Here is a 13926-nt window from a genome sequence, read left to right on the forward strand (position 1 = left end):
TGAATAAAACTCCTGGAAGTCCGGCGAGCACTCGATCGTGCAAGACGTTGTAGAGGTCGGGATTGGCTGTTGGCGGATTGTTGGGAGGCTTAACGGTAATTGTTGCTGTCTCGGATGCTGTACTGAAAGCTGCTAACCCCCCCATACTGCTGGCAGTCGAAATATCACCCGTCCCGCGGTTCGTGAAGGTAGTAGTGGTGCCAGAGTTTGTTGTCGTTCCATCCCATGCCTGATACGTGATATTGGCAGTGCCGTTGTAGTCAGCATTGGGAACAAAGCGGATGCTGGCATTATTGCCTGCTAGCAGTCTTGCTGCTGCTGTTGACGGCGTGCCGAATGCCGTCCAAGTCGAACCGCTATCAGTTGAATATTCCCAACTGCCGTTAGTATTGTCTGTCGCCGTGACTGCAATTCCTTGAGTGTCGGCGGTGTCGATATCTGTAACAGCACCTGCAATTAAAGCAGAAACTAAGGTGCCGGTGTTGCTGGCAGAAGGTACATCTTCGTTAATTGCTGTTAGTGTCGGCGTTCCGCTGTTGTCGAGTACAGGTGCGTGGTTGGCTGCAAAGGCTGCGAATGCGGTGGGAAGGACAAAATTGTTGTCGCTGACAAGAATGAGCGATCGCTTCCCAGTCGCTGTCTGAGAAGGCCCCAATGTCATCCCTTCAAAATTGTTTAGCGGAAAGCCGGAAGTGTTTGGGAAATCAGCAATCAGAGTTTTCGATACCGGTGTAATGCCAGCAACACCAGAAGCAATCAAGCCAGTATTGCTTTGAATGTCAGTCGCACCGTTTAAAGAAACTTGATAAAGCTTCAAATCCCCTGACGGCGGATTCGTCGATAAGTCAAGAAAACGTTCGAGAACCAGCAGGGTATTATCATCAACTGCCAGCATTTCCGAAATGCCGTTGCGTGGATCGGTGTTGTAAAGAAATTCTCCGTTTGCGGTGTTTGTGGCTAAGTTATATCTTAAAATTCGCGATCGCGCGCCTGCCGTTGCACTTGAAGCAGTACCGTCTTGTTCGAGAGCATTTTCTGTTGCTGTAAACAGAAAACTTTGACTGGGAGTAATGGTCAGACTTTCAAAACCTTGATTGTTGCGGATGCCAGTGGTAGTAGCTGCTAATGCGTCGTATTTGGGAAAAGAAATAGGCAGCACTAGGTTTTGCTGTCCCGTTGCAATGGCGAAGCTATTGATAAAAGGCGGGGTATTTGTCGAGAAATTGCCTTCAGAAGAAACGAAGACATTACCGCCGATGAAGCCAATGCCCTCTGTATCCGATGTATCTGGGGCAAAGGGAAAGGCAGGCGGATTGCCAATCTGTGTCACCGCTGTAAAATTAACTTGTCCTGGTGCTGGTGTCAAGCTACCCGAACTCACAGTAGGTATAGTCAGGGTGTAAAAGCGAGACGGGCCGGGACTTGCACCAGGAATATTGCGCCCGTCGGAGATAGCGTAGTAAGTATTGTTGCCCGCGTAGGTAAGGCCAGACAGTCCACCTACCTGAGTTGTTGGTGTTCCAAAAGTTGTATTTGCCGGAAATCCTGCTTGTCCCAAAAGTTGTAGACCAAACACAAATTGATAAGCGGCCATTGTGGCTGGGTCGATCGCCAACCCAGAGGACATCGCTCCCGTTGTATAATCTAGCTGCCAGTCTCCGCCCATAGCCGAACTGCCGATCGGCCCCCTTGAAGCAGCAATTTTTGCCTTGGTTAGCTGACTCACTTGCTGCACAAAGTTAGCGCCCTTCTCCCCCGCCGCTACATCACACCCATACAGCAAAATCTCTCCACTGTCTGCCAGCGATCGCGACCACCGCTGCAATTGATTAGCATAAGTTTTTAAATTTGTCAAGTTTAGATCGATCGCGCCTAGCAGCAAACTCGCGGGGCGACCGTGAGAGATTATATGAATGCTTTTGATATGGCTGCGACTTGCTAGCGCTGCCGTGATTTGTGCTACTCCATCCCGGGCCGAATCCAAGGTAATTACTTCTGTCCCCGGTTCGATACCGTTGTGGAGAGTTTGGCTGTCGGGAAGCGCAGAGTCGATAAAGGCGATCGAACTAAAAACTGAACTGATAAAATTTGGCACAATACACCTTTGGTTAGATGACCATAGGAAAATTAAGATGTATCGAGCTTAGCAAATTCACACCTTAAATGTCACGAACAAAATTAACCATCAAGACTGATATTAATTTTCCGTGAAGCTGCAACAGATTCATCTTGTAGATGCGCCTTTAGCAAGTAATCTATTTCAAAAACCGACTATTCCAGTACAAAAATCGCCTTTTTAGGGTTCGATCGCCAAAAGTTTTTCTGCTACCAATTCTTTCTGAATGGCGAGTACAGCAGCTTGAGTGCGATCGCGCCCTTCTAACTTTTGCAAAATCTCGTGCACATGAACCCCCACCGTACCCGGAGGAATGTACAATATTTGTGCAATTTCCTGATTGCTTTTCCCCCGCAAATAAAGCCAGGATTTCCGGTTCTCGTTTCGTCAGCGGATTTTCCAAAACTTCTGATTTTGACCCAACTTTCACAGGTTCAGGATTAGTCAAAATCGCCCCATTTGCCGCAGTTGCTGGCTTATACCACCACGAAGCACGCGCCGCTACCGATCGAATTGCAAAAACCCAAGTTTCCGCGGCAATTGCCTTGAGGCAATATCACTGAGATTCGGCTGGAATCAATCTTTCAATTAACGCTTTTGGGGTACTTGTAAATACACATAACGACCAAAAACAAACAATTTTCTGGCTAACAAAGGTCAATTCGGAGCGAGTTATTCCGTATAATTATCACATTGATGACGAACTCTTCCAGACGCCCTAGCTCTAATAGTGAGTTAAAAGAAAAGTTTTATCTCTCAATACTCCGGACAGTTTTTAAATAGGGATGCTTACGCAATAAAGCACAGAAGCGAAAAAACTGAGTGGTATCTGAACCCAAAATAAACAGAAAAAAAGGCACTCTTTTAGGTTAAGCTATAAAAACACACAAGCTCAACAGATTGCCTTAGGAAGATTATTGAATCCATCTTACAACAAATGCCAGGGATTAGTCAACCCCAAAAGAAGTTTTTAATCACTTTATTCTCAACTATTTTGCTGGTCTATGGTAAGGTCAAATTCACGAATCTCAGTCGTTATAGTTATTTGAGCGAAAAAACCTACCGTCGTCACTTTCTCAAAAGCTTTAATTTTCCACAATTTAATCAATATTTCCTCGAATCTGCCTTAAATCCTGAACACACAGTCATTGCCGTTATCGATTGTTCTTTTTTAAGGAAAAGTGGCAACAAAACTGACGGTAAGGGTTATTTTTATAATGGTGTAGCGGGGAAATCGGAACAGGGGTTGGAAATTTCTGTGATTTCTATTGTCGAAATTGAGAGTCGTTTATCTTATAGCTTAAGCCTACAACAAACTCCATCACGCCCTCAAATAAAGTCGGTAAAAAAACTGCCACCAAATCCGAAGAATTGCTGGTCTAAGAAATCTCGCAAAAAACAGGAGCCTCAAAGCTCAACGCCTGACACCACAAGAGTTGATGACGGGAGCACAACATCTAAAGAATACTCGTTATTTCTTCCCAAATTCTGTACGTTATTTGGTCGCTGATGGCTATTACTACCGCTCTAAATTCTGGGATGTTGTGCGGGAGTTAAATTTAGACTTTATTGGCAAGTTAAGAGTTGATGCTAACCTACGCTATCTTTATACAGGTGAACAAAAGAAACTGGGAGCTCCACGTAAATATGATGGTAAGGTTGACTGCCATGATTTGAGTCGTCTTAATTTTGTTAAAGACCTAAAACCGGGAGTTTCATTATATACATTAGTTGTGTGGAGTTGTTGTTTAAATTGCCCAATTAGTTTGGCTTGTATTTCTGAGGTTCAAGCCAACGGACAAATTAAAAATGCTTTATTATTTAGCACTGATATTCACTTGCCTCCTGAGCAAATTGTTGAATATTATCAGGCTCGTTTCCAGATTGAATTTATTTTTCGTGATGCCAAGCAATTTACGGGATTGTCTGATTGTCAAGCTCGTCATTTACCACGGCTTGATTTTCATTTTAATGCCAGTCTTATTGGCTTAAATTTGGCCAAACATCAACTCTCTAGTTGTCATTCATCTGCCAAGTCGTTTGTCTTTTCAATCTGTTATTATAAACGCCTAGAATTCAATAAGCATCTATTTTGTACCTTTATTGATAAGTTAGATTTAGACCCGGATTTGATTTTAAATCATCCAAATCTTCCTTCAGTCTTGTCTTATGGTACTCTGGCTGCTTAAAAACTGTCCGGAGTATTGATCTCTATTTAAGTACAAGTTTTGAATTTGACTGCCGGCAAGTCTAATAAAGAGTTTAAATGAAAGTTCATCACTCTCGCTGTAAATATAAAGTGCTGAGGGGGGAGCTAAAATTATGATTTTTATGAACCCAACTTCTGAATAATATGAATTGACATGACAGTGAGCTGGTTATTTAATTGTAATTAGGCGGACAGATATATGTCAATTTCAGACTAGCAGTTATTCAGGAGACTGAAGCGATGCAGTTACAATTTAGCAACAAACAAATAATCTGGAGCAGTTTGCTGTGCTTTTCGGCAATTGTATTTCCCGTAACGAGCCAAGCTATAACAGTACAAGAAGTACCGAATCCCCGTCAACTAAATAACACTTGGGTAACAGACAACGCAAACATTCTCAGCGACAGCACCGAAACTCAGCTCAATCAAATGATTTTGGATTTAGAGAAAAAAAACGGCTTAGAAATCGCTGTTGTGACAGTGCCGGATACTAAACCATCTGCGACACCAAAAGCATTTGCTACAGAATTATTTAACTCTTGGGGTATTGGCAAAGAAGCTAAAAATAACGGAGTTTTATTGTTGATTACGTCCGGGGAACGCCGCGTTCAAATTGAAACAGGTTCTGGCATTCAAAGCATTTTACCCAATGCGAAGGTAGTGGGAATTATTAAAACCGAAATAACGCCCAGATTTAAACAGCAGGACTTTGACGGCGGTACATTAGCTGGGACAAAGGCGTTAGTAAATGTTTTACAAACTCCGATGGTAAATGCTCAATCTCAAACTACGCTGCCTTTTGCTACAATCGTACCATCTCAAGGGGTGAAACCGTCACCAATACCTAGTCAATCGCCCGTTATTAGCAATAGTACATCCACAGGTGAAGATTCATCGAATCCAATCTATGACTTACTTGGGTTGTTATTCATAGCATTCATAGCCTTTATACCTTGCTTCATTATCTTCAGGATATTTCGCAGCTTATTTTCTGGGACATCTCCTTCCCCCTCCCACCGCCGTTATCCGCGAAATTACAGCAGTAACAATTGCAATTACAGCACTAACAGTCCCAATTACAGCAGTAACAGCCACAACTATTGCAGTGGGGCTGGCCACTACAGCAGTAACAGCATCCATTACAGTACCAGTAGCGACTACAGCATTAACAGCAGCAGCGATGATTGCGGTGGCGACTACAGCACTAATAGCAGCGACTACAGCATTAGCAACAGCGATTGCGGGGGTAGCTTTGGCGGTGGCGACTCCAGCGGTGGCGGTGGGGGTGGCGATTACAGCATTAGCAGTAGCGACTGCGGGGGTAGCTTTGGCGGTGGCGACTCCAGCGGTGGCGGTGGCGGTAGCGATTACAGCAGTAGCAGTAGCGATTATTGCGGTGGCGCCGACTACAGCAGTAGCAGTAGCGACTACAGCAGTAGCAGTAGTGACTACAGCAGTAGTGGGGGTGGCGGTGGGGATTGGTAATTCGGGAATGGAGGCAGAAACCGAGTTTTTTTAACAGGAATTAGTCCCCGTCTGCGGGGACTTCGGTTGTGGAGTTGCGGTTTCAACCGCCCCACTCGCGAGAAGCTAGCTAACTAAAATACTCTTCAACAATTTTCAAAATCCGCGAGGCTGCTAAACCGTCACCGAAGGGATTAATTGCCATTGCCATTGCGTTGTATGCTTCGTAATTGCTGAGCAATTCTGCGGCGGCTGTGAAAATTGTATCAGAATTCGTACCTACAAGTTTAGCGGTTCCTGCGGAAATTGCTTCGGGTCTTTCTGTGGTTTCTCGTAATACTAAAACTGGTTTACCTAAACTAGGTGCTTCTTCTTGCAACCCGCCGGAATCTGTGAGGATTAAATGACATCTCTGAATCGCTCCTACTAATTCTGCGTAATCTAAAGGTTCAGTTAAAAATACCCTTGGATTGTCGCCCAAAAGAGCTTGCAAAGGTTCTCGAACAGTGGGATTTCGGTGCAGGGGTAGCAGTAAAGCTGTATCGGGAAATTTATCTAAGATTTGGAGAAATGCGTCAGCAATTCCTTGTAAGGGCTCGCCCCAATTTTCGCGGCGGTGAACTGTTGCTAATATAGTGCGATATTTGCTCCAATCTAAGTTAGGAATGTTGCATTCTGGTTCGCGTTTGGCGACAGAAAGCAAGGCATCGATTACTGTGTTGCCTGTACGGTGAATTTCTCCCAAAACACCCGATCGCCTTAAATTCTCTTGGGCCAGCGCTGTCGGGGCAAAATGCAGCCGTGTGAGCTGAGATATCAACCGTCGATTAGCCTCTTCGGGGTAAGGATTGAATACGTCGTCTGTCCGCAATCCGGCTTCTACGTGACCTACGGGTATTTTCTGGTAAAATGCAGCCAAAGTAGCGGCAAACGCTGTCGTTGTATCGCCCTGAACTAACACGATTTCGGGCTGCCATTCTTTAAACAAGGCTTCTAAACCCTGCAAACTCCGGGATGTAATATCTGTCAAGGTTTGCTGGTGCTGCATAATTGCTAAATCCCGATCGGCTTTTAGATCGAACATTCGCATTACTTGCTCGACCATTTCTCGGTGCTGACCGGTTAAAATTACTTGGGTGTCAAAGGTTGGCGAACTTTGGAACAGTTGAATGACTGGGGCTAGTTTAATCGCTTCCGGGCGAGTTCCCAAGACGATGCAAACGCGGTGTGTAGCTTTGGGCATGGTAAAATTGGGTAGTTGAGATTTGTGAGGGTTTTAAAGGCTCAATATTTTATAGCAGGTTTGAATCGTTGGTTAATAAGAGTTATTTTTTTATGAACCGCAGAGGGCGCAGAGGGCGCAGAGGAGAGAAGAGAGATAGAAGGTGTTTTTTTGTGGCGTTATATCGTTTCTGCTTGCACTGTTGGTACATTTTTATTTTTTAATTTGTCATGCCCTATCGTTACATTCTATTTTATAAACCCTACGATGTTTTAACTCAATTCACTGACAACTCCAGCGAGACTAAACGCAGCACTCTCAAAGACTATATTCCTATTCCTAACATTTATGCAGTAGGAAGGCTCGATCGCGATAGTGAAGGTTTGTTACTGTTAACCGATGATGGACAAATGCAGCACCGCCTCAGTGAGCCGAAATTCGCTCACCCCCGCACTTACTGGGTGCAAGTTGAACGAATTCCTGATGCAAGTGCGATCGCAGCTTTGCAGACAGGTGTCACAATTCAAGATTATCGGACTCGATCGGCAAAAGTGCAATTATTGTTAGAAGAACCACCTTTGCCGCTCCGGGAACCGCCGATTAGATTTCGCAAAAACGTGCCCACAGCTTGGCTGGAAATGACTCTCACAGAAGGCCGGAACCGCCAAGTACGCCGGATGACCGCAGCAGTAGGGTTTCCGACGCTGCGGCTAGTCAGATGTGCGATCGGGCCTTTGCGTCTGGAAGGTCTCAAACCCGGTGAATGGCGCGAACTAACTCAAGCTGATTTTAGATTTTAGATTTTAGATTGGGGAATTACAGTCAACCGCCTTGACATTTAGGAGATTCTTGATATCTGAAACTCTTACTGCGACTGCATTTCCCTTCTTCCTTCTTCCTTCTTCCTTCTTCCTTCTGCTTACTTTCGAGGTGGCAAAATAAAACTCTCGTTTCCATTCTTATCTTTTTGCACCTGAGCTCCCAACTTGACAAGAGCTTGTTTCGCCCTTTGACGCACCACCTTATCAGTTGTTTGAGCATAAACCGTACTCCAAGCAGTAAACCGCACCGGCACGCTATCGGGATCTCGGCGCAAATACTCAGCAGTTGCTCGAAACATCGGCGCTAATTTCCGCCATTCCGGGCTTCCTTCCACCCAATCAGCGGCCATTTCGTGAGAGCGAATTGACTCGGGAATATCCCCCAACAGCAGCAACTCATCCAGACCTTTAGTTCGCCACACTATCCATGATTGGGAATGAATTTGCGGCGAAAGGGAAAGGGCGCTAGTACCGCGCTCTATCAAATTAACAGCAGTTTCAGGCTTTCCTTGATAAAAAGAAATAGCTGTGGAAAGAAACAGGTAGATGTCAGCCCACCGTGGGTCGCGCTGCGTAACTACGTCAAAATAATCTTGGCTGAGATTGTAGCCCGTCACCTCTCGCGCTTCGTCGTCGCCAAAATACTGTAAAAATTTGATAAATGTCCAATCTGCAATTAAATTGTCAAACCCAAAACTAGGGATAGTTTTGAGCATTTTTAGCCGCAGGGCTTCTTGCTGGGCTTCTTGCTGTGTGGTTTGCTTGAACCTGGCAGGAGACATTGCAGAGAGCGGCTTTTGCCCCTGAACACGAACTGGGGACATTCCGCCCAACTGCCCGCTAGACTGCATGGCGACGACCCCCGTCAGCGCTGCTAGACCGATAACTCCATTAACGACCAGGCTCAACCACTTACGCGAAAATTGTTCGATTTTAGCTTCCACGGCACTTTTAAATCCAAGTTTTAAATTAAGTTTATGGAAAGAGAGTAATAATTGGTTGGCGATCGACTAAAAATCTCGTTAAACTGTCCAAAGGGATGGTGGAGCCTCCACACAATAGTTTAAGTAGTAGTGTGAGATTTTTTAGCAATATAAAATCTCAAATCAAAAATCTAAAATCGAATTGAGCCAAATTCAATGAATCAAGCCCGCAAACGCTTTTCTAAATTACAGGCAGCCCTGTTCAGTGGGGCGATGGCAACAACCGCTTCGATATCTTTACTCGTTCCCGGCCTGAGTCAATCAGTCCGCGCCCAGCTTCAAGATAGCCCCAAAGCTGTCTTAGACGAAGCTTGGCAAATTGTCAACCGAGAGTATGTTGATGGCAGCTTTAACAAGACTGACTGGCAATTGACTCGCCAAGAACTGTTGAGCAAAAACTATACCTCTCGCGAAGCTGCCTACACCGCTCTCCGCAAAGCCCTAGAGAAATTAAACGACCAGTACACCCGCTTCATGGACCCGAAGCAGTACGAAGCGCTGACGAATCAAACCTCCGGGGAACTGACAGGGGTGGGGATGAGGCTCGAAGAAGACGAGAAAACGAAAGTGATTACCGTAGTCGAGCCGATGGAAAATTCCCCGGCACTGAAGGGGGGGATTCTAGCGGGCGATAGGATTTTGGTAATTGACGGCAAAACTACCAAAGGCATGACTGTCTCGGATGCGGCTCAGGTAATTCGGGGCGACGAAGGTACGAAAGTCACGCTGCGGATTGCTCGCGAGGGCAAAAGCGAGTTTGATATAACTCTGACTAGGGCAAGAATTGAGGTAGCAGCGGTTCGCTACAGCCTCAAGAAGGAAGGCGGTCAGAATGTGGGTTACATCCGTTTGCAAGAGTTTAGCTCGCACGCGGGCGAACAAATGCAGGGGGCGATTAAAAAGCTCTCGGATCAGAAAGCTGACGCTTTTGTGTTGGATTTGCGGGGCAATCCCGGCGGGTTGCTGCGAGTGAGCATTGATATCGCTCGGATGTGGATGGATACAGGGGCGATCGTCCGCACAGTCGATCGCGCGGGCGATTCTCAGGAAATGCGCGCAAACCGCACTGCAATCACTAACAAGCCTTTGGTGGTGCTGGTGGACGACAACTCAGCCAGCGCCAGCGAGATTTTGGCCGGTGCTCTGAAGGACAACAAGCGCGCAACTGTGATGGGCGGCCAAACTTTTGGCAAAGCTTTGGTCCAGTCGGTGCATTCTTTGGCTGACGGTTCGGGATTGGCGGTGACGATCGCCCACTACTTTACTCCCAACGGTACGGATATCAGCCACAAGGGGGTTACTCCGGATGTCAAAGTAGAAGTAACCGACGAACAAAAGTTGAAATTAGCTAACAAACCGAAGTTGGTTGCGACTAAGGACGATCCTTGCTACGCGCAGGCGATCGCACTTTTGAAAACTAGCGCTTCCTTGGGTCGTCCCGTTCCTGCTGAGGCTCATGCTCCTAAGAAGTAGTTGAAACCGTCAGTCCTTAACAATTAGCTTTAAGATAAAACCCGCGCCGGCGGGTTTTATTTTTGTAGTTTTATTTAGCCTCAGATTGCTAGAAAATGGTTTGTAATAACAGCCAACTATTTAATCCTACTATAATACTAGCCACTAACCAAGCTAAGGTTTTCAGCCAAAATGGATTCACAAACTCTCCCATTAAGTTGCGGTTTGAGGTAAACATTACCAAGGGAATTACTGCAAAGGGTAATTGCAAACTGAGAATCACTTGACTGAAAACCAGTAAATTAGTTGTACTGCCTTCACCAAACAAGATAATTGTGATCAAGGCCGGTACAATTGCAATCAGTCGAGTCAGCAACCGCCGCAACCAAGGCCGCAGTCTAAAATTTAGAAACCCTTCCATCACAATCTGTCCTGCTAGAGTTGCAGTCAAGGTTGAATTCTGCCCAGAAGCCAATAAAGCAAAGGCAAAAATTGCACTGGCAGAACCCACACCCAGCACCGGAGAAAGGAGTTTGTAAGCATCTTGAATTTCTGCTACTTCTTGATAGCCGGAAAAGTGAAAGCTGGCAGCCGACAAAATCAGAATAGCTGAATTAATAAACAAAGCTATTGACAGCGCTACGGTAGAATCAATTGTGCCAAATTTAATTGCTTCCCATTTTTTCTCAGAAGCTTCTTCCCAAGATCGAGTTTGCACGATCGATGAATGCAGGTAGAGATTGTGCGGCATCACAGTTGCCCCCAAAATACCAACCGCTATATAAAGCATTGCCTGATTTTGCAAAATCTCTAGGCTCGGAACATAACCGAGTAAAAGTCCTCGGGCATCTGGTTTGGCAAAAATTATTTCTGCGATAAAGCAACCGCCAATAATGGCAATAATCGTAATTACCAAAGCTTCGATATAACGAAAGCCTTTCCCTTGTAAAAATAACACCATGATCACATCTAGTGCAGTGATGCACACTCCCCAAACTAAGGGTATGCCAAATAGCAATTGCAGTCCGATCGCACTACCAACAAGTTCCGCTAAATCGCAAGCAGAAATAGCAATTTCACAAAGTATCCACAGCAAAAAACTGACTCGTGGACTGAAATAATCTCGACAAGCTTGTGCCAAATCTCGTCCCGTTGCCACTCCTAAACGCACGCAGAGTGATTGCAGCAAAATTGCCATCAAATTAGATAGCAAAATCACACTTAATAGCGAGTAGCCAAACTTTGCTCCCCCCGCTAAGTCAGTCGCCCAGTTCCCCGGGTCCATGTAACCCACTGAAACCAAATATCCAGGCCCTGCGTAAGCCAGCATTGTACGCCAGAAACCTTTGCTGTTGGGAACGGGGATGCTGCGGTGGACTTCAGGCAAGCTGGGCCTATTTTCCGAGTCAGTCATTGGTTTTACCGTTCAACACTTTTCATATTCTTTTCATAATATGACAAGTTTAGCGGAATTTCATCATTCGTATGGATCAAAATCTGGCAGAATCACCGTAGATATTAAGTTGTGTATATTTTGAGGTTGAACCGAGGTGCGCGCGATCGACTATGATGAGGTCGATCGGCAAAAATCACTCTTATCTGCGAATACTCTATTTCAAAACTCTAGTCGCATTGAAAATAGCTGCTAAAGCCACCCCAACATCGGCAAAAACTGCTTCCCACATTGTCGCTAAACCAAAAGCAGCCAAAGCAATAAATATGCCTTTGACTAACATGGCAAAAATGATATTTTGCCAGACAATATTATGAGTTTTTCGGGCAATTTGGATAGCTTCAGCCACCTTTGACGGTGCATCTGCCATAATCACAACATCGGCAGTTTCGATCGCCGCATCGGAGCCCAAACCCCCCATCGCTATGCCCACATCAGCCCTAGCAAGCACTGGTGCATCATTAATTCCGTCTCCAACAAAGACAATTTTATCGCCTTTTTTAGATTGACCGATCAGTTTTTCGATCGCCTCTAATTTTCCTTCGGGTAATAACTCGGCTAAGTAGGAATCTAAACCGAGCTTTTTCGCAACACTATCGGCTACAGCTTGATTATCTCCTGTGAGCATCACGATTCGCTCAACACCTAATTTTTTGAGGTCGCCAATAGCCTGTACTGAGTCTTCCTTAAGCTCGTCAGCAATCAAAATATACCCAGCGTAGCTGTTGTCTACCGCTAAATGGACGATCGTACCTTCAGCATTGCAGACATCGTGATGGATATTTTCTCGGTGCAGCAAACGGTCATTTCCGGCAAGCACAATTTGATTATTTACTTTTGCTCGAATGCCGTGTCCCGGTATTTCTTCGTAATCTTTCACATCCGATGAATCTATTTTTCCGCCGTAAGCTTCCAGAATTGATTTTGCAACTGGATGATTGGATTGAGATTCTACTTTGGCTGCTATTGCCATTAACTCTGTTTGGGAAAAACTCTTCTGAGGCACAATTTGTGCTACTTTAAAAACTCCTTTGGTCAGAGTTCCTGTTTTGTCCAAAACAACTGTCTTGACTGCTGTCAGGGTATCTAGAAAAGTCGAGCCTTTAACCAAAATACCGCCCTTGGCTGCACCACCAATTCCCCCAAAGTATCCCAGAGGAATGCTAATCACCAATCCGCAAGGGCAGGAAATAACTAACAAGACTAGGGCGCGGTAAACCCATAAAAAGCGATCGGCATTAGTTGCTTCTGAAATGAACAAAGGCGGAATCAAAGCCACTGCTAGCGATGCAAATACTACAAAAGGCGTGTAGTAGCTGGCAAATTTGGTGATAAATTTCTCTGTTTCAGCTTTTTTGCTTCTGGCATTTTCTACTAATTCCAGAATTCGGGAGATTGAAGATTCACCGAAGAGTTTGGTAACTTTGACGGTGAGAACTCCTGTCTGGTTAATTGTTCCTGCTAAAACTGTTTCTCCAACTTTCACGGTTCGAGGTACTGATTCTCCAGTTAGTGCAGAGGTGTCAATCTGAGAATTGCCGTCTATAATTTCACCGTCTAAGGGAATTTTTTCTCCCGGTTTGACAAGGATGATATCGCCGACAACTACGGTTTCTGGCGAAACTTTTTTGATGTCGCCATTTGCCTTGAGGTTGGCGCTGTCTGGGCGAATTTCTAAAAGCGATCGGATCGATTGACGCGATCGCCCAACGGCAAATTCTTGAAAAAGTTCTCCGATTTTGAAAAACAACATCACCCCGACTGCTTCAGGGAGTTTGTGAATGGCTACAGCGCCGAGTGTTGCTATAGTCATTAAAAAATTTTCATCAAACACTCTGCCTCGCAGAATGTTGCCACCCGCACTGGTTAAAACATTCCATCCGCTTAAAAAATAGGCTGGGATGAAAACCAGATATTCACCTATAGAATAGGGCGTGTTGTGCAGTTTTTCTTCAAAAATTAAACCGCCGACAAATAGTACAACAACCAATATCACAGGAATCAATTCTTGCTTGAGGTTAAAATCTCCCTTCCCGTGGTCGTGGTCGTGGTTGTGGCCCTGGTCGTCGTGGTTATGATTCTCATGGCTGTGTTCGTGGTGGTCGTCATGACTACAGCAGCCGGAAGCGCTCAATTTTGCTTTTTGCATGGTTTTTCCTAGGTTTCGTCTAACAAATGATAGTATGAATAGATATTCATATTATAG

At 45.1% G+C, this 13926-nt stretch carries 10 protein-coding genes and 1 pseudogene; 5 read left to right on the forward strand and 6 right to left on the reverse strand.

Translation table 11 applies throughout. From position 1 onward, the window contains the following. Nucleotides 1-2095, reverse strand: a 2095-nt coding sequence (locus QT996_RS00595) for an esterase-like activity of phytase family protein (RefSeq protein WP_333043911.1), incomplete at its 3' end; no start/stop codon positions are given. Nucleotides 2096-2296: 201 nt separating this feature from the next. After that, nucleotides 2297-2714 (reverse strand): annotated as a pseudogene (locus tag QT996_RS28560) (response regulator transcription factor); the annotation flags it as partial. A 339-nt stretch (nt 2715-3053) separates the two neighbouring features. On the opposite strand from QT996_RS28560, the gene QT996_RS00610 reads away from it, so the two are divergent. The 3 genes from QT996_RS00610 (at nt 3054) to QT996_RS00620 (ending at nt 5810) form a co-directional block, all read left to right on the forward strand. Continuing rightward, nucleotides 3054-3626, forward strand: a complete 573-nt coding sequence (locus QT996_RS00610) for a hypothetical protein (RefSeq protein ID WP_333043917.1) — start codon at nt 3054-3056, stop codon at nt 3624-3626. Beyond that, complete coding sequence (locus tag QT996_RS00615) at nt 3556-4305, forward strand: transposase (RefSeq protein WP_333043924.1); 750 nt, start codon at nt 3556-3558, stop codon at nt 4303-4305. Before QT996_RS00610 ends, QT996_RS00615 begins: the two co-directional genes overlap by 71 nt. Before the next feature lie 260 nt (nt 4306-4565). Then, nucleotides 4566-5810, forward strand: coding sequence for a TPM domain-containing protein (locus QT996_RS00620; protein ID WP_333043926.1), 1245 nt, complete (start codon nt 4566-4568; stop codon nt 5808-5810). Nucleotides 5811-5919: 109 nt separating this feature from the next. Here QT996_RS00620 and wecB read toward each other — a convergent pair whose 3' ends face one another. After that, nucleotides 5920-7032 carry a non-hydrolyzing UDP-N-acetylglucosamine 2-epimerase gene (gene wecB, locus QT996_RS00625; protein ID WP_333043927.1) on the reverse strand — a complete coding sequence of 371 codons (1113 nt, stop codon included), beginning with the start codon at nt 7030-7032 and terminating at the stop codon, nt 5920-5922. 209 nt (nt 7033-7241) lie between these two features. Here wecB and QT996_RS00630 point away from each other — a divergent pair, with 209 nt between their 5' ends. Continuing rightward, nucleotides 7242-7811 (forward strand): pseudouridine synthase, encoded by a 570-nt coding sequence (locus QT996_RS00630; RefSeq protein ID WP_333043929.1) that lies wholly within the window; start codon nt 7242-7244, stop codon nt 7809-7811. 119 nt (nt 7812-7930) lie between these two features. Here the strand turns inward: QT996_RS00630 and QT996_RS00635 are convergent, their stop codons facing one another. Next, nucleotides 7931-8776 carry a hypothetical protein gene (locus QT996_RS00635; protein ID WP_333043930.1) on the reverse strand — a complete coding sequence of 282 codons (846 nt, stop codon included), beginning with the start codon at nt 8774-8776 and terminating at the stop codon, nt 7931-7933. Nucleotides 8777-8971: 195 nt separating this feature from the next. Here QT996_RS00635 and ctpB point away from each other — a divergent pair, with 195 nt between their 5' ends. Continuing rightward, nucleotides 8972-10288 carry a carboxyl-terminal processing protease CtpB gene (gene ctpB / locus QT996_RS00640; protein WP_333043931.1) on the forward strand — a complete coding sequence of 439 codons (1317 nt, stop codon included), beginning with the start codon at nt 8972-8974 and terminating at the stop codon, nt 10286-10288. A gap of 88 nt (nt 10289-10376) precedes the next feature. Here ctpB and QT996_RS00645 read toward each other — a convergent pair whose 3' ends face one another. Next, nucleotides 10377-11681, reverse strand: a complete 1305-nt coding sequence (locus tag QT996_RS00645; protein WP_333043932.1) for an Nramp family divalent metal transporter — start codon at nt 11679-11681, stop codon at nt 10377-10379. A gap of 196 nt (nt 11682-11877) precedes the next feature. After that, the gene (locus tag QT996_RS00650) at nt 11878-13869 is read right to left on the reverse strand and encodes a heavy metal translocating P-type ATPase (RefSeq protein WP_333043934.1); all 1992 of its coding nucleotides are present in this window, start codon (nt 13867-13869) and stop codon (nt 11878-11880) included. Nucleotides 13870-13926: the final 57 nt, after the last annotated feature.

The sequence above is a fragment of the Microcoleus sp. S13C4 genome (assembly GCF_036700865.1).
Lineage (GTDB): Bacteria > Cyanobacteriota > Cyanobacteriia > Cyanobacteriales > Microcoleaceae > Microcoleus.